Source organism: Acidisoma sibiricum (assembly GCF_057837225.1).
This window is the reverse complement of record NZ_CM174445.1, coordinates 100,740-116,312: the sequence shown is the minus strand read 5'-3', so window position 1 is coordinate 116,312 and position 15,573 is coordinate 100,740. Positions and strand designations below refer to the sequence as shown.

The 15,573-nt window shown below is 64.5% G+C and carries 13 protein-coding genes; 7 read left to right on the top strand and 6 right to left on the bottom strand.

What is annotated here, in order from left to right; translation table 11 throughout:
* Nucleotides 1-21 precede the first annotated feature (21 nt).
* The 5 genes from AC3G7M_RS00550 (at nucleotide 22) to gcvA (ending at nucleotide 5,976) form a co-directional block, all read left to right on the top strand.
* Nucleotides 22-723, top strand: a complete 702-nt coding sequence (locus AC3G7M_RS00550) for a response regulator transcription factor (RefSeq protein WP_489216115.1) — start codon at nucleotides 22-24, stop codon at nucleotides 721-723.
* Nucleotides 723-2,417 carry a stimulus-sensing domain-containing protein gene (locus AC3G7M_RS00545; RefSeq protein WP_489213746.1) on the top strand — a complete coding sequence of 565 codons (1,695 nt, stop codon included), beginning with the start codon at nucleotides 723-725 and terminating at the stop codon, nucleotides 2,415-2,417. Before AC3G7M_RS00550 ends, AC3G7M_RS00545 begins: the two co-directional genes overlap by 1 nt.
* Nucleotides 2,418-2,422: 5 nt before the next feature.
* Nucleotides 2,423-3,514 carry a phosphotransferase gene (locus tag AC3G7M_RS00540; protein ID WP_489213744.1) on the top strand — a complete coding sequence of 364 codons (1,092 nt, stop codon included), beginning with the start codon at nucleotides 2,423-2,425 and terminating at the stop codon, nucleotides 3,512-3,514.
* Nucleotides 3,511-4,848 (top strand): aspartate aminotransferase family protein, encoded by a 1,338-nt coding sequence (locus AC3G7M_RS00535; RefSeq protein ID WP_489213742.1) that lies wholly within the window; start codon nucleotides 3,511-3,513, stop codon nucleotides 4,846-4,848. Before AC3G7M_RS00540 ends, AC3G7M_RS00535 begins: the two co-directional genes overlap by 4 nt.
* 204 nt (nucleotides 4,849-5,052) lie before the next feature.
* On the top strand, nucleotides 5,053-5,976 hold the full coding sequence (gene gcvA, locus AC3G7M_RS00530; protein WP_489213740.1) for a transcriptional regulator GcvA: 924 nt from the start codon (nucleotides 5,053-5,055) through the stop codon (nucleotides 5,974-5,976).
* Here the strand turns inward: gcvA and AC3G7M_RS00525 are convergent.
* From AC3G7M_RS00525 to AC3G7M_RS00515, 3 genes are read right to left on the bottom strand one after another with little or no spacing between them, the layout of a single operon-like run.
* A complete protein-coding gene (locus tag AC3G7M_RS00525) occupies nucleotides 5,963-6,856 on the bottom strand; it encodes a prephenate/arogenate dehydrogenase family protein (protein ID WP_489213739.1) in 894 nt (297 codons plus the stop codon). The genes gcvA and AC3G7M_RS00525 overlap by 14 nt on opposite strands.
* On the bottom strand, nucleotides 6,849-7,970 hold the full coding sequence (gene hisC / locus AC3G7M_RS00520) for a histidinol-phosphate transaminase (protein WP_489213737.1): 1,122 nt from the start codon (nucleotides 7,968-7,970) through the stop codon (nucleotides 6,849-6,851). The genes AC3G7M_RS00525 and hisC overlap by 8 nt, the downstream gene beginning before the upstream one ends.
* Nucleotides 7,967-8,872 carry a chorismate mutase gene (locus tag AC3G7M_RS00515; protein WP_489213735.1) on the bottom strand — a complete coding sequence of 302 codons (906 nt, stop codon included), beginning with the start codon at nucleotides 8,870-8,872 and terminating at the stop codon, nucleotides 7,967-7,969. The genes hisC and AC3G7M_RS00515 overlap by 4 nt, the downstream gene beginning before the upstream one ends.
* 182 nt (nucleotides 8,873-9,054) lie before the next feature.
* On the opposite strand from AC3G7M_RS00515, the gene metX reads away from it, so the two are divergent.
* Nucleotides 9,055-10,212: a homoserine O-acetyltransferase MetX gene (gene metX / locus AC3G7M_RS00510; protein WP_489213734.1), complete on the top strand. Its 1,158-nt coding sequence runs from the start codon at nucleotides 9,055-9,057 to the stop codon at nucleotides 10,210-10,212.
* Nucleotides 10,213-10,262: 50 nt separating this feature from the next.
* Complete coding sequence (gene metW, locus AC3G7M_RS00505; RefSeq protein ID WP_489216113.1) at nucleotides 10,263-10,862, top strand: methionine biosynthesis protein MetW; 600 nt, start codon at nucleotides 10,263-10,265, stop codon at nucleotides 10,860-10,862.
* Here the strand turns inward: metW and xdhC are convergent.
* Genes xdhC through xdhA form a run of 3 tightly spaced genes read right to left on the bottom strand, consistent with a single transcriptional unit; the run spans nucleotide 10,859 to nucleotide 15,566 of the window.
* Nucleotides 10,859-11,758: a xanthine dehydrogenase accessory protein XdhC gene (xdhC, locus tag AC3G7M_RS00500; RefSeq protein WP_489213732.1), complete on the bottom strand. Its 900-nt coding sequence runs from the start codon at nucleotides 11,756-11,758 to the stop codon at nucleotides 10,859-10,861. The two genes, metW and xdhC, sit on opposite strands and share 4 nt — an antisense overlap.
* Nucleotides 11,758-14,088, bottom strand: coding sequence for a xanthine dehydrogenase molybdopterin binding subunit (gene xdhB, locus AC3G7M_RS00495; RefSeq protein ID WP_489213730.1), 2,331 nt, complete (start codon nucleotides 14,086-14,088; stop codon nucleotides 11,758-11,760). The genes xdhC and xdhB overlap by 1 nt, the downstream gene beginning before the upstream one ends.
* Nucleotides 14,085-15,566 carry a xanthine dehydrogenase small subunit gene (gene xdhA, locus AC3G7M_RS00490; protein ID WP_489213729.1) on the bottom strand — a complete coding sequence of 494 codons (1,482 nt, stop codon included), beginning with the start codon at nucleotides 15,564-15,566 and terminating at the stop codon, nucleotides 14,085-14,087. The genes xdhB and xdhA overlap by 4 nt, the downstream gene beginning before the upstream one ends.
* Nucleotides 15,567-15,573 lie beyond the last annotated feature (7 nt).

Below are 15,573 nucleotides of genomic sequence, written 5' to 3'. Positions count from 1 at the left end.
AACAGGCGAAAGCTTTCTATGATGAAGCACACCATCGCGCTCGTGGACGACGACCGCAACATTCTTGCTAGCGTCTCCATGACCTTGGAGCAGGAAGGCTTTCAGGTCCGCACCTATACTGATGGGGAAAGCGCGCTGCAGGGCCTGATTGCCCGGCCGGTCGATCTCGCCGTACTCGACATCAAAATGCCGCGGATGGACGGCATGGAGCTGTTGCAAAGGCTGCGGCAGCGCAGCGCCTTGCCGGTGATCCTGCTCACCAGCAAGGACGAGGAGGTGGATGAGCTTATGGGTCTCCGGCTCGGCGCGGATGACTATATCAAGAAGCCCTTCAGCCAGCGCCTGCTGCTGGAGCGCATCCGCACGCTGCTGCGCCGCAACGAGGTCAGCCGGGCCGAAGGCTCAGGCGTGGCACCGACCGGCGTCATGGTACGCAGCGATCTCACCCTCGATGAGACCAAGCACCAGTGTCTGTGGAAGGGAAAAGACATCCAGCTGACGGTGACGGAATTCCTGCTGGTGAAGGCCCTGGCCGCGCGCCCCGGCATGGTCAAGTCCCGTGACCAGCTCATCGATGCCGCCTATGGCGAGAATATCTATGTCGACGACCGCACCATCGACAGCCATATCAAGCGGGTGCGCAAGAAATTCCGCATGCAGGATGACAGTTTCGACCAGATCGAAACCCTCTACGGCATCGGCTATCGCTACAAGGAAAACTGATGCCGGACGGCGCGGCCCTTTCCAAGCAGGCGGCGGCGCCGGACGCTGGACCACAGTCGTCGGCGGCAGCCCCACCGCCGCGGCGGCGCTTCGCCTCTCCCTTTCTCAGACGCATTCTGCTGGTCAACGCTCTGCCGCTGGCCTTGCTCGTCATCGGGCTGCTCTATCTCGATCAGTATCAGAACGGCCTGATGGATGCGGATGTCTCGGCACTCCGCGAGCAGGCACGCATCTATGCCGGGGCCCTGGGCGAAAGCGCGGTTCAGGCGGGTTCGGGCGACCACTCGGTGCTGGCCCCTGATCTTGCCCGGCCACTGCTCTATCGGCTGACCGACCCCACACCCTTTGCCCAGGCCCGTCTCTTCGGCCCCGACGGCAATATGGTCGCTGACAGCCAGGTGCGTGAAGGGGCAGGGGGCGCCATAGTGACCGAACCGCTGCCGCCGCCGGCGACCGGTGGTGCGGTCAGCAGTCTGGTCAGCTGGTTCTACGACCATCTCCTTGCCTGGGCGCCCTCGGCCGGCGGCATTCCCGTCCGCCAGCTCGATAAGGCGGACGGTGCGGACTGGCAGCCTGATCTGAAGGCGGTGCTCGCGCTCCGCGGCAATGATACGGGCCAGGAAGTGCCCCCCTATATTCGCCGCACGCCGGACGGGCGGTTGCTGGTGACGGTCGCGGAGCCGGTTACCCATGACAATCAGACGGTCGGTATGGTGCTGCTGACCCATGACGCGCGCCGGGTCGATCAGGCGGTGCTGTCGGTGCGGATGTCTATCCTCGCCCTCTTTTTCGTCGCGCTCGTGCTGACCGTACTGCTGTCCTGGTATCTGGCGCAGACGATCGCGCGCCCCATCCTTAGGCTCGCCATTGCTGCGCAGGAGATGCGGGAAGGCCATGGCCGCACCGGCGCCGTACCGCCCAGCCTGCTGGAGCGTGGCGATGAGATCAGCACGCTCGCCCGCGCGCTCTCCGATTCTGCCATGGCGCTGTGGGGCCGCATGGACGCGATCGAACGTTTCGCGGCCGATGTCTCCCATGAAATCAAAAACCCGCTGACCTCCATCCGCAGCGCGATCGAAACGCTCCGCCGGGTGGAGGATGCCGGGCAAAGGCGCAATCTTCTCGCCATCATGAATGACGATGTGATGCGGCTGGATCGGCTGATCACCGATATTTCGGACGCCTCTCGCGTCGATGCCGAAATATCCCGCGCGGCGCCCGAGCGTCTGGATATCGTCGCCATGCTGGGTGCGCTCGCTGATATTGATGATGCAACACGTTTGCCCGGCGCGCCGATCGTCACCGCGGCCGAAATGAAGCCGGGCCTGGGCGTCGCGGCGGTTGAGGGCCGGCTGGTGCAGGTCCTGGGCAATCTTATCGGCAATGCGCGCTCCTTCAGCCCGCCGGCCGGCCGCATCGAACTGGCGGCGCAGGAAATGGCGGATGGGATGGTAGAGATCACGGTCGCCGACGAGGGCCCCGGCATTCCTGAAGGCAAGCTTGAGGATGTTTTTGAGCGTTTCTATTCCGAACGTCCCGAGGGGGAGAGCTTCGGCAAGCATTCCGGCCTCGGCCTTTCCATCAGCAAGCAGATTATCGAGGCTTTGAACGGTCGCATTCGCGCAGAAAATCGGCATGATGAGGAAGGGCGTGTGCTGGGCGCGCGCTTCGTCATCACCTTGCCGAAAGCCTGAAACGGATGAAGCCTGAAACCTTGATCGGCGCGGCCGCTTCTGTCCTCGCAAGCCCGGTCCCGGAAGTGACGGCGTCCGAGGCGGAAGCCACCTTTCGGCAGATCTGGGGCAGAGAGGGCCGGGCATCGTCCTTGCACAGCGAGCGCGACCGCAATTTCAGGATGATGACGGCTGAGGGCGACAGCTTCATTCTGAAATTCACCAATGCCGGCGAAGACCCGGATGTGACCGATTTTCAAACCCAGGCGCTCTGCCATGTCGGCCGCAGCGATCCGACGCTCGCCGTGCAGCGCGTCATACCGGCGCTGGACGGCACGCTGATTGCGCATGTGGCCGACGCGGATGGGCGGGTGCTGCCAGTGCGCCTGTTTTCATGGCTGGAGGGCGATCTTCTGGCCCATCGCGTCCTGCAGCCGCAGGGGCTGTTTGCGATCGGGCAGGCGCTGGCGCGGATTGCGCGCGCGCTGGCGGGTTTCTCGCATCCCGCGGCTGAAAAGCATCCGCTGCTCTGGGATATGCAGCATGCGGCGTCATTGCGCCCGCTGCTGCCGCTGATCCCGGATGACGAGCCGCGGGCATGGGTTTCCATCTTGCTGGACCGCTTTGAAGCCCGTGTCCTGCCAGTGCTGCCGCACCTGCCGCGGGGCGTCATCCACAACGATCTCACCGGCAGCAATATGCTCATGAACGGGCAGGCCGTGGCCGGTATCCTCGATTTCGGTGATCTGGTGGCTGCCCCCGTCGTGCAGGAAATCGGGGTCACAGCCTCCTACCATCTCGATCTGATGGAAGGGGCGGATCTTTTCGCCCCTCTCCTGCATCTCCTGACAGGGTATGAGCAGGTCCGGCCCCTGAGCGAGACTGAAGCCCGCGTGTTGTTTGATCTCATCGCGACGCGCCTCGCCTTGCGCGCGCTCATTCCCGCCTGGCGCACGACGCTCTATCCAGAAAACCGGGACTATCTCATGCGCAATGCCGGACGCGCCTGGCAGGTCATGCAGCGGGTCGCAGAGATGAACCCCGATAATGGCCAGGCGAGGCTGCTTGATCTGTGGCAGGCCGCGCGGATGAGCGCAGACAAGGAAACAGCGTCATGAACGCATCCGGCCCCAAAGCCGTCATGGTCAACGCTTTTGACAGCAGCAAGCTGGATCATTTGCCTGAGGCGACGGCCGCCCTGATCCGTCGGCGGGAGCGGGTGCTCGGCGCCTCCTATCGTCTGTTCTACGATGACCCTGTCTATCTCGAACGGGGTGAGGGGGTCTGGCTCTATGCGCCGGACGGCACGGCCTATCTCGATGTCTATAACAACGTCCCCTGCGTCGGCCATTGCCATCCGCGGGTGGTCGAGGCGGTCAGCCGCCAGATGGCACAGCTCAACACACATACGCGCTATCTGACCGACAAGGTGGTCGATTATGCCGAACGGCTGACGGCGCTGTTTCCAGCAGCGCTTTCGCAGGTGATGCTGACCTGCACAGGGAGCGAGGCGATTGATCTCGCACTTCGCATTGCGCGCAGCCATACGGGTGCGTTGGGCGTGATCGTCACCGAAAATGCCTATCACGGCGTCACCACTGCCGCATCCGAATTGTCCCCATCGCTCGGTGACGGCGTGCCCCTGGGCGTTCATATCCGCACCATTCCCGCGCCCGACAGTTTTCGCGATGATCCGGCAGGCATGGGTCAGGCTTTCGCGGCCCATGTCAAAGCCGCGATCGCTGATCTGAAGCGCCATGGTGCGGCACCGGCCGCACTGCTGTTCGACACGGTGTTTTCCAGCGACGGCGTCTGCACAGACCCGCGGGGCTTCATCCAGCCCGCGGTCGATGCCATCCGCGCGGCCGGCGGGCTGTTCATTGCCGATGAAGTGCAGCCGGGTTTCGGCCGCACCGGCTCTGCCATGTGGGGCTTTGCGCGCCATGGCGTGGAGCCCGATCTCGTCGCGCTCGGCAAGCCGATGGGCAATGGCACGCCCATCGCGGGCGTCGTCGGACGTCCGCATCTGTTCGATGAATTCGCCCGCCGCACGCGGTATTTCAATACGTTCGGCGGCAATCCGGTGAGCTGTGCTGCCGCCCTCGCCGTGCTTGATATTCTGCGCGACGAAAAGCTGATGGAGAATGCAGCGACCGTCGGGGCCTATCTGCGCGACGGTCTGGCCGATCTGTCCCAGCGCTTCGGCCGGATGGCGGATATCCGTGGCGACGGTCTGTTCATCGCCGCCGAATTCGTCACCGATCCTGGCAGCAAGACGCCCGATGCGGCCCTGGCGGGGCGTATTGTCAACGCACTCCGTCAGCGCCGCATCTTGATCAGCGCCTCGGGCAAGGCCGGTAATAGTCTCAAGATCAGACCGCCGCTGCCCTTCTCCGCAAAGCATGCCGATATCCTTCTGGACGGCATGGCAGCGGCTTTGGCTGAGGTGTGATATCGGTCTTTGCAGTCACACCCGTTTCGGGCTTCTTTGGTGTGGAAAAAGCGTTGCTCTGAAACGTGGTGATCTGAAACGCGGCTCCAAGGGTGTTGAAGATTGAATGGGTCATGGGGCTTCTCCTGTGGGCGGAAAAGACACCCCTTGGCAGTGCACTTCAAACGAGCTTATCGTCGCAGTCGAATAACTTGAGGTTATGCGATGCGGCGCGGCCGCCTGCCTTTAACCGCGCTGCGCAGCTTCGAGAGCGCGGGCCGGCTGTTAAGCTTCAGCCGCGCGGCAGAGGAGCTTTTCGTCACCCAAGCCGCCATCAGCCGGCAGATCCGCGAGCTGGAGGCGCTGCTCGGCACCAAGCTCTTCAATCGCCATCATCGCGCGGTGACCCTGACCGAGCCGGGTTCGCGCCTCCTGGATCGCCTTTCCGAAAATTTTGACGCCATCGCCGATGCGGTGGATGCGGCGACCAGCGCGCCGGTGGTCACTGAGCTGGTCGTCAGCGCTGAGCCCGGCTTCGCCGCCTGCTTCCTGGTGCCGCGGCTGAGCCGTTTTCGCGCGCTGCGGCCCGAGATCGATGTCGAGGTTTCGGCCGAATCGCAGCTGGTCGAATTCCGGGCCTCTCGGGTCGAACTCGCGATTCGCTATAGTTCGGGGCAAGCGGATTGGCCCCGTGTCGAGGCCATGCCGCTGATGCCCTACCTGGTGACCCCTGTGCTTGCGCCCGCGCTGCTGGCAGCCGGGCAGCCACTCCGCACGCCGGAGGCGCTATTGACCTATCCGCTGCTGCATGACGATCGACGGCAATCATGGGCTGTCTGGCTGGAGGCAGCGGGCGTTTCCGCAGTGCCGCTGGCGCGTGGGCCCATTTTCAACGATCCAGCACTGACCATTCAAGCGGCGATTCGCGGGCAGGGTGTCGCGCTCGGCGATGTGGCTCTGGTCGCCGAGGATGTCGCCGCCGGGCGGCTGGTGGCGCCGTTTGCCTTGCGGGTTCCCTTCGGCAGCTATTGGCTCGTTGCGCCGCATCTGGACGATCTCAGCCCGGCCGCCGCCGCCTTCGGCGATTGGCTGAAGGCAGAGGCCGCCGAAAGCCATGCAATGATGGCGGCGGCGATTAAGCCTGCTTGATCTCGATCAGGCTGCGGCGGATTTTCCGACCGCGCATCACCTTGTCCTCGATATAGCCGGCATCGCCCCAGCGGATGGCTTTTGCCATGGCCTGCGCATCCTCGGTGAAGCGCGCCAGCATCTCCAGCAGCGCTTCGCGATTGTTAAGGAAAATATCGCGCCACATCACGGGGTCTGAGGCCGCGATGCGGGTGAAATCCCTGAAGCCCGAGGCCGCAAAGCGCAGCACCTCCTGCCGCGTCTCGTCCGCCAGATCATCCGCCGTGCCGCAGATGGTGAAAGCGAGAAGATGGGGGAGGTGACTGACGACCGCGAGCACGCGGTCATGATGCGCCGGCTCCATCTCCTCGACCGTCGCACCCATCCGCTGCCAGAGGCTTATGATTTTGGCGACGGCTGCAGCGTCGGTACCGGCCGGCGGCACCACCAGACAATAGCGGCCCTGGAACAGCTCCGCGAAACCGGCATCGGGGCCGGAAAACTCGGTGCCGGCCAGCGGATGGGCCGGCACGAAATGCACGCCCGCGGGCACAAGGGGGCCCACATCCCGCACCACCGACAGCTTGGTGGACCCGACATCGGTCAGGATACTGCCCGCTGCCATATGGGGCGCGATGACAACGGCAATATCGGCGAGAGCCCCCACCGGCGCGCAGAGCATGACGCAATCGGCCCCGGCCACAGCACGGGCCAGATCGGGCTCGACATGATCGGCAATGCCCAGTGCGGCGACGCGCGCACAGACCGCTTCGCTCGAATCATGCGCGACGACCTCGACCGCGACCCCGGTCTCCCGCGCGGCGCGCGCGACGGAACTGCCGATAAGGCCGAGGCCGATCAGCGTCAGGCGTTGAAAAATCGGACCCGCAGTGTCAGGCATCCGTGGTCGCAAGCGTATTGGCGCGGGCCATGAAGGTGCTGAGGCAGTCGGTCACCAACTGGCACTCCTCGTCGGTGCCTATGGTGATGCGCAGGCATTGCGCCAGCCCGTAGGAGACCAGTGCCCGGGCGATAATACCCTCGGCCTTCAGCGCGGCATCCGCCGCGCGCGCCTGATCGGCGCTGCCGAAATCGGCCAGCACGAAATTGCCTTCGCTCGGCCAGACACGGATGCCGGCCTGCGTCAAAGCGGCCGTCACGCGCGCTCGCGCCGCGGTATTGTGATCGCGCGACATCTCCGCCCAGCCGGGTTGGGAGAGCGCCGCAATTCCGGCCGCGGCGGCGGTCGCATTGATATTGAACGGCGGCCGCAGCCGGTTCAGCACATCGATGATCGGCGCCGGTCCGTAACACCAGCCCAGCCGCGCACCGCCAAGACCCCAGATCTTGCTGAAGGTACGGGTCATGATCGTGTTCTCGTCCGCATCCACCAGGCTCAGCCCGGCGTCGTAATCCGGCCGGTCGACATATTCGGCATAGGCCGCGTCGATCACCAGCAGCACATGCGGCGGCAGGCGCTCGCGCAGGCGGCGCAGTTCAGTCTCCGGCACCAAGCTGCCGGTCGGGTTGTTCGGATTGGCCAGAAACACCAGGGTCGTCTTATCGGTGACGGCGGCCAGCAGCGCGTCGATATCGGCCGTCATATCGGTCTCGGGCGCCTTGATGACCGTGCTGCCGGCGAGCGTGCCGAAGATCTCGTAGATCGAGAAACCGTATTGCGACATCAGGATTTCGGTGCCTGGGCCGCCATAGGCCTGGACCAGCATGCTCAGAATCTCGTCCGAGCCATTGCCACAGACGATGCGGGCGGGATCGAGACCGAAATGACCGCCGATCGCCTCCCGCAGCCCGCGCACACTGCCGTCGGGATACCGGGCCATCTTTGCCGCACCCTCGGCGATGGCGTCACGGGCGGCAGGGGGCGCACCGAAGGCCCCTTCGTTGGAGGAGAGTTTGATGATGCGCGAGACGCCGGGAATAGTCGATTCGCCACCGACATAAGGCGCGATCGCCATGATCTCGGGACGCGGCGTGGGGTGGCGTCGCTCGCTCATGCGCTGGGCTCCTCGGCAATGGCAACCGCATAGGCGCCGACAATCATGGGTGGCGCCTGCAGACCGGTAATCTGGCCCAGGCGCGGGTCGTCGGCCGTCACGAAGCCATCGACTTCGACCAGCAGGAAGGCGGCCGGCACGCCGGTGGGGCGATGCACCAGCATCGACAGCGGCTTGAAGCCGGCAGAATTGAGGGCGTTCGACAGGCTGCCCAGACTGACCTGGGCCGGAACTTCCAAAGCCAGCAGCGAAATATCCTCGCCCGAGGGATCGGCCGGGGTATTGGAGATGATCAGCGCCTGGACGCTGGCGGCACCCTCGGGCCGGCTGGCCCAGAAGGGAAGGCGGGCCACGACATGGATGCGACCCTTGGCATTGTGCTGAAGCAGGCCCGGCCACCAGCCGGGACCGGTACCGTCCCCGGTGCCTTCGCCCGGCAGCGGCAGAATGGCCACACTGGCGCGGCCATCGGCCACTTCGCCAATGGCCTGAGCGGGGCTGCGATAGGCCCGCATGGGCGTCAGCGCCCCCAGATGTTCACGCGCGGCGGCCAGAAAGCGCCCGTCCATGGCCGGGTCGCACACCGCAACCTGCAGGCTCTGCTGCTGGGCGATGGAGGAGGCGAAAATTTCCCGCCAGATGCGAATGACGGCGCCGCGCGGCAAGGGGCCGTGATGGCGGCCAAGAAGACGGCGAAGAATGGCTGCCTCCCGCCCTGGGCGGATCGAGCCCGCGCCCCGCTTGGCCGCTGCGACCTCTTCGACCACCACCGCCCGCTGGGTGAGCAGGTCGAGAATGTGGTCATCCAGCACGTCCAGCTGCGCCCGAAGGGCAGGCAGACGATCGTCAGGCTGGGGGGAGACGGTGTCCGCGCCGGGAGCGGCTTGGGCAGAACTGGACATCGATGGCAAACCGCGGTGAATTTTTAAGTCATTTGACTGATACCGTAACCGCCCGGCGAAGCAAACCGGCGACCATGGCTCATGTCCTTATAGCAGCCCTGCCAGCATCAATCGAAATCCTTCCGGTCAGCTGCGCCCTTGGCCTCATTGCCCCCTGACCCACAGCATCCTATCAAAATCCCATGGACCAGCTTGAGCCCTTTGCCGAAATTGAGCATCAGGCCGTCGTCTTCCCCGAAGGGATGACGCTGGATTGCGGCCGGACGCTGCAACGGCTGACGGTCGCCTATCGCAGCTATGGCAGCCTCAACGCCGAGCGTAGCAATGCGATCCTCATCTGCCATGCCCTGACCGGGGACCAGTATGTGGCAGAAACGCATCCGCTGACTGGCCGCGCCGGCTGGTGGTCGAACCTCGTGGGTCCGGGCCTGCCCATTGATACCAACCGTTTTTTTGTTATCTGCACCAATGTGCTGGGCGGCTGCATGGGCTCCACCGGGCCGCGCAGCCCGCATGACGAGAAGCCGCAGGAGCCCTGGGGGCATGACTTTCCGCCTGTGACGATCGGCGACATGGTGCGCGCCCAGAAGAAGCTCGTCGATCATTTGGGCATTATCCAGCTTTTCGCGGTCATCGGTGGGTCCATGGGCGGCATGCAGGTGCTGGAATGGGCAGCGACTTACCCGGACGCGGTCTTCGCAGCCGTGCCGATCGCGTCCGGCGCGCATCATTCGGCCCAGAACATCGCCTTCAACGAGGTCGGGCGACAGGCGATCTTTGCCGATCCCGATTTCAACAACGGCGAATACTGGCGGGTCGGCGCCATTCCGGCCCGTGGCCTGGCGGTTGCCCGCATGGTCGCCCATATCACTTATCTCAGCGAAGCGGCGCTCACGCGCAAATTCGGGCGGCGGCTGCGCGATGCCTCAAGCCTCACCCTGCTCGACGACAAGTTCGAGGTCGAAAGCTACTTGCAATATCAGGGCAGCGCCTTCGTCCGCCGTTTCGATGCCAATTCCTATCTCTCCATCACGCGCGCGATGGATTTCTTCGATCTGGCCTTCGATCGCGGCGGCGACCTCTCCCGCGCCTTCGCGGGCTCCCGCACCCGCTTCTGTCTGGTCTCCTTCAGTTCGGACTGGCTGTTTCCGACCACCGCGACGCGGGAGGTCGTCAATGCGCTGATCCGGGGGGCGGCCAATGTCAGCTTCGTCGAGATCATGAGCGACAAGGGGCATGACGCCTTCCTGCTCGATGAGCCCGATTTTCATCGCACCTTGGCGGGCTTCATCGCGGGCTGTGCCGAGCATCGTGGCCTGCCGCAGAAGGAGATCGCGTAATGCCTGACGGTACTGCGCGCGCCGGCCGTCAGCTGCAGGCGGCGCGCGCCATGCGTGTCGACCTGCAGCTCATCGCCGATCTGGTGAAACCGGGCACGCGCGTGCTCGACATAGGCTGCGGGGATGGCGCGCTGATCGGTCATCTGTTTCACACCCGCGGCTGCGATGCGCGCGGCCTGGAAATCGATATGGCCCTGGTGACGCGCGCGGTCGCCCATGGCCTGCCGGTGATGCAGGGCGATGCCGATACCGACCTTGTTCATTACCCTGACCAGGCCTTTGACTATGTCGTGCTGACGCGCACCCTGCAGGCGGTGGAGCGGCCTTTGGAAGTGCTCCAGCAGATGCTGCGCATCAGCACGCGCGCCATCGTCAGTTTTCCGAATTTCGGCCACTGGTATCTGCGGGCGCAGCTGTTGTTGAGCGGTCGCATGCCGATGACGAAAAGCTGGAACCGGATGTGGTACGAGACGCCCAATATTCATCCCTGCACCATTCAGGACTTTTTCGACCTCTGCAAAGCCGAAGGCTATGTCGTGGAACAATGGCTGGCGCTGGATGACGAAGGCCACCGCGCGCCCTGGCGCCGCTTTCCGCAACTCGCCAATCTCTTTGGCGAGCAGGGGCTTTTCGTGCTGAGGCGCGGTTAGGCGCGCGTCTGACCTTCGGCACCACTGCAGGCAGGGTCGCAGCCAGGCGATCCACAGCCGCTTTGGCGCGGCGAAAGGGCGGCCGGCGTCGATGGCAGTTGTCTATCGGCGGCCTCGAGTTCGGGCGTCACAATGCCTGGCCGCAGCATCAGCAATTGGGCCACGACGGCAATCGCGATTTCGGCGGGTAGCTTGGTGCCGACATCGGTCAGTCCCACCGGACAGTGCAGCTTGGCGACCTTCGCTTCATCCAGCCCTGCGCGGCGCAGACGGCTCGCAAAGCGGGCGCGCTTGGTCTCTGACCCGATGGTGCCGACGAAACTGAGATCCGCACGCCGCAGGGCCGCCTCCGTCAGATCGAAATCGAGCCCGTGATCATGCGTCATGATGAGGACGGCCGTCCCGCTGGGCAGGGATGCGACGTCGCTGACGGCGGCGGACCCGTGCCGCCGCGTATTGCGGGCCACTGGTATTTCCTCCAGCAGTCCCGGACGGGCATCGAACCAGAACAGCCGGCAGGGCAGGTCGGCCAGCAGTTTCGCGACCGCCCGGCCGACGTGACCCGCGCCGAAAATCGCAATGGTCCAGCCCGGCGGGCGCATCGGCTCGAACAGCACAGTCGTCGCGCCACCGCAGCATTGGCCGAGTGCGGGACCGAGCGGAAAGTCGCGGACCAGCGGCGTTGCGCTGTCTGACGCCAACAAAGCACGCGCGTCCTGGATGCTTTGAAACTCCAGATTGCCGCCGCCGATCGTGTCCCAGACACTGGTTGCCGACACAACCATCTTGACGCCGGCTTCCCGCGGGACTGAGCCCTGCGCGCGAATGACGCTGACCAGCACAGCGGCCTCGCCCCTTTGGTCGAGCGCGCTCAGCGCGTCCAACCAGGCCGGCATCACTCAGCGGCCCGTGCGTCGGGCCCGTTGGCGCGGGCTGCCGCACGCAGATTTTCAATGGCCATCAGCACGCGCTCGGGCGTCGCCGGTGCATCCAGATGCGGCACGGCCTCTGTCTCACTGAAGGCGGCGACCGCGTCCTTGATCGCATGGAAGACAGAAATACCCAGATTGAGCGGCGGCTCGCCGACAGCCTTGGACCGGAAGATCGAATTCTCCCGATTGCGGCCGGCTTCATAGATGCGGGCCCGGAATTGCGGTGCCAGATCGCCGATCGCAGGGATTTTGTAGGTTGACGGCGCATGCGTGCGCAGCCGGCCCTTGTCGTCCCACCACAATTCTTCGGATGTCAGCCAGCCCGCGCCCTGCACGAAACCACCTTCGATCTGGCCGAGGTCGATCGCCGGGTTCAGCGACTTGCCGCAGTCATGCAGAATATCCACGCGGCGCTGGCGATATTCACCGGTCAGCCCGTCGACCTCCACCTCGGCGACGGCCGCGCCATAGGCGAAGTAGTAGAAGGGCCGGCCGCTCTGCGTCTCGGCATTGAAATGGATCTTGGGCGTCGCATAGAAGCCGGTGGCGGAGAGCGACACGCGCTGCAGGCGGGCGAGCTTCGCAAGCTCCGCGAAGGGCAGCCGGTTGCGTCCGGCAATGACCTCACCACCCGCAAAAATCACTGCCGTTGCGGGAATGCCGAAGGTTTCCGCCGCAACATGGGCCAGGCGTTGTTTGATGGTATGGGCAGCCGCCTGCGCGGCGCGGGCATTGAGATCGGTCCCGGCGGAGGCTGCGGTCGGAGAGGTATTCGGCACTTTCGCGGTGCTCGTTGCCGTCACGCGCACGCGGTCGATGGCGATGCCGAATTCCTCGGCCACGACCTGCGCTACCTTGATGAAAAGCCCTTGGCCCATCTCGGTGCCGCCGTGATTGAGCAAGACGCTGCCGTCGGTATAGAGCTGCACGAGCGCGCCGGCCTGATTGAGATGGATGGCCGTGAAAGAAATGCCGAATTTCACCGGCACCAGCGCGATGCCGCGCTTGATCCAGCGGCTGCTCTGATTGAAGGTCGCAATCGCTGACCGACGCGCCGCATAGTCCGATGAGCGCGCAAGCTCATCAACCAGGGCTGCGATGATATTGTCCTCGACCGTCATGCCATAGGGCGTGATGTTACGCGCCGTGATACCATAGAAATTGCGCTGACGGATGGTGAGCGGGTCCTGCTTCAGGTGGCGTGCAATCTCATCCAGCACATGCTCGATACCCATAATGCCCTGCGGGCCGCCAAAGCCGCGAAACGCCGTGTGCGAGACGGTGTTCGTGCGGCAGCGATGCGAGAGAATGGATACGTTCTCCAGATAATAGCAGTTATCGGCATGCATCATCGCGCGGTCGTTCACGCCCGGCGACAGGTCAGCTGAATGGCCGCAATCGCCCGCGAGCATGAAATGGATGCCGCCAATCAAACCTTTCTCGTCAAAACCGACGTCGTAGTCGATGCGGAAGGGATGCCGCTTGCCGGTGACGATCATGTCGTCATCGCGGTCCATGCGGCATTTCACGGCGCGGCCAGTGCGGGCGGCAAGCAAGGCTGCGATTGCTGCGGGAATGGCGGCCTGACTTTCCTTGCCACCGAAACCGCCGCCCATGCGCCGTGTTTCGCAGACAACCGAATGATCGGGCACGTCCAGGGCATGCGCCACCAGGTGCTGCAACTCCGACGGGTTTTGGGTCGAGCTTTGAATGAGCATGTCGCCTTGCTCACCGGGATAAGCGACTGCTATCTGGCCTTCGAGGTAGAAGTGATCCTGCCCGCCGACAAACAGCGTGCCGTGCAGCCTGTGACGCGCGCGCGCGATGGCCAGTGTCGGCTCGCCGCGTTTCATCAGCCGACTGGGAGAGACGCGCGCATCCTCATGCGCCAGCGCATCATCCAGCGTCAGGATTGGTGGCAGCGGCTCGTATGTGACTTGCGCCAAAGCGGCCGCGGCGCGCGCTTCCGCCCGGCTGCGCGCAGCCACCGCGAACAAGACCTGGCCATAATATTGCGTGACGCCATCGGCAAAAATGGGATCGCCGGGCAGGATCGGGCCGATATCGTTAAGGCCGGGCACGTCTTCGGCAGCGATGACGTCGACGACGCCCGGCGCCGCGCGCACCGCTGTCAGGTCAAGTGTCAGGATACGCGCATGGGCCTCGCGGCTCAGGCCCATCGCCGCATGCAGCAATCCGCGCGGCTCGGGCAGGTCGTCGATATAAAGCGCTTCGCCGCTGACATGCAGACGGGCGCTGTCGTGGGGCAGGGAGGCGCCGATCGGGCTTGTCATGCGGGCAGCGCCTCCGGCTGGTCGAGCCTGAGTGTGACCGGTGCTACGCCGTCCGCCGGATGTTCCAGGTAGAATTTAAGTAAAAGATTGCGGGCAAGGGTTTGGCGATAGTGCGCCGAGGCTCGCATATCCGACAGCGGCGTGAAGACGTCGTCGAGGGCTGCCATCGCCCTTTCAACCGAAGCCAGGCCCCAAACCTCGCCCGCCAGCATCGCTTCAATGGCGGTAGCGCGCACCGGTGTCGCGGCCATGCCGCCATAGGCAATGCGCATCGAGTGGACGCGGCCGTCCTCCAATTGCAGCGCAAAGCCCGCACAGACGGCGGAGATATCCTGGTCGAAGCGTTTTGAAACCTTGTAGATGCCAAGACGCGTATCGGGCAGCGGCTTCGGAATCTCGATACCGGCCAGGATCTCGCCAGGGCGCAGATCCGTCTCCCTGTAGCCATGAAAGAAGGATTCGATGGCCAGGCGCCGCTGACCGCTGTCGGACGCAAGCAGCAGCGTCGCCCCCATGGCGATCAGCAGCGGTGGCATGTCGCCGATCGGCGAGGCATTGGCGATATTGCCGCCGATCGTGCCGCGTTCCCTGATCTGACGGGAGCCGATGCGGCGCAGCAGCGTCGCGGTCACAGGATGCCAGGTGGCAAGGCTTGCCGCCGCATCGGCGTAAGGCACGGCGGCGCCGATTGTCAGATGACGATCACTCACCACGATCTGGCGCAATTCCGGCACGTGCTCGGTCGCGATCAGCACAGCCAGATGCCGCCGCTGCTTCGTCACCCAAAGACCGATATCGGTGCCACCGCCCAAAATTATCGCGTCCGGCGCTGCCGCATAGGCGGCTGTCAGTTCATCAAGAGAACGCGGGGCCACGAAGCGGCGGCCGGTGCCGGTCACCTCCAGCGTTTCCGCGCTTGTTCCGAGCGCTTCGAGCGCGGCTGCCAGAGCGGCGCTCTCCTGCGCGCGCTGGGAGTCCTCCCGCGGGATGGCCAGGGCGCTGCGGGCGGCATCGTAAATCGGCCGATAGCCGGTGCAGCGGCATAGATTGCCGGCGAGGGCATCCGCGACGCTTGACCGGTCTGCGGGCGCCCCTTCGCGATGCAGGGTCGCCAGTGACATGACAATGCCCGGCGTGCAGAAGCCGCATTGGGCCGCATGATGGTCCATCATTGCCTGCTGGACGGTATGCAATTTTCCGTCCGAGCTGCGAATATGTTCGATTGCAACAAGCTGTTTTCCGTCCAGCGCGGGCACAAACATGATGCAGCTATTCACCGGCCGGTAGCGGATGCCGCCCGCTCCGTCGCGTTCCGCCAGCATCACCGTGCAGGCGCCGCAATCGCCTTCGGCGCAGCCTTCCTTCGTGCCGCAAAGGCTTTCATCGTCACGGAGATAGTCAAGGACCGTCCGGGTCGGATCAATATCCGACAGGAAGCGTGTTTCCGTCCCAAGGAGAAAACGTATACCGGTCCGCAAATCGCTC

Excerpts from the sequence above, each read along its gene's own strand:
- AC3G7M_RS00540 (WP_489213744.1), top strand. The coding sequence starts at position 2,423 with ATGAAGCCTGAAACCTTGATCGGCGCGGCCGCTTCTGTCCTCGCAAGC.
- AC3G7M_RS00545 (WP_489213746.1), top strand. The coding sequence starts at position 723 with ATGCCGGACGGCGCGGCCCTTTCCAAGCAGGCGGCGGCGCCGGACGCT.
- xdhC (WP_489213732.1), bottom strand. The coding sequence starts at position 11,758 with ATGCCGGCCTGGTTGGACGCGCTGAGCGCGCTCGACCAAAGGGGCGAG.
- gcvA (WP_489213740.1), top strand. The coding sequence starts at position 5,053 with ATGCGGCGCGGCCGCCTGCCTTTAACCGCGCTGCGCAGCTTCGAGAGC.
- AC3G7M_RS00535 (WP_489213742.1), top strand. The coding sequence starts at position 3,511 with ATGAACGCATCCGGCCCCAAAGCCGTCATGGTCAACGCTTTTGACAGC.
- xdhB (WP_489213730.1), bottom strand. The coding sequence starts at position 14,088 with ATGACAAGCCCGATCGGCGCCTCCCTGCCCCACGACAGCGCCCGTCTG.
- AC3G7M_RS00515 (WP_489213735.1), bottom strand. The coding sequence starts at position 8,872 with ATGTCCAGTTCTGCCCAAGCCGCTCCCGGCGCGGACACCGTCTCCCCC.
- AC3G7M_RS00550 (WP_489216115.1), top strand. The coding sequence starts at position 22 with ATGAAGCACACCATCGCGCTCGTGGACGACGACCGCAACATTCTTGCT.
- metW (WP_489216113.1), top strand. The coding sequence starts at position 10,263 with ATGCGTGTCGACCTGCAGCTCATCGCCGATCTGGTGAAACCGGGCACG.
- hisC (WP_489213737.1), bottom strand. The coding sequence starts at position 7,970 with ATGAGCGAGCGACGCCACCCCACGCCGCGTCCCGAGATCATGGCGATC.
- AC3G7M_RS00525 (WP_489213739.1), bottom strand. The coding sequence starts at position 6,856 with ATGCCTGACACTGCGGGTCCGATTTTTCAACGCCTGACGCTGATCGGC.
- metX (WP_489213734.1), top strand. The coding sequence starts at position 9,055 with ATGGACCAGCTTGAGCCCTTTGCCGAAATTGAGCATCAGGCCGTCGTC.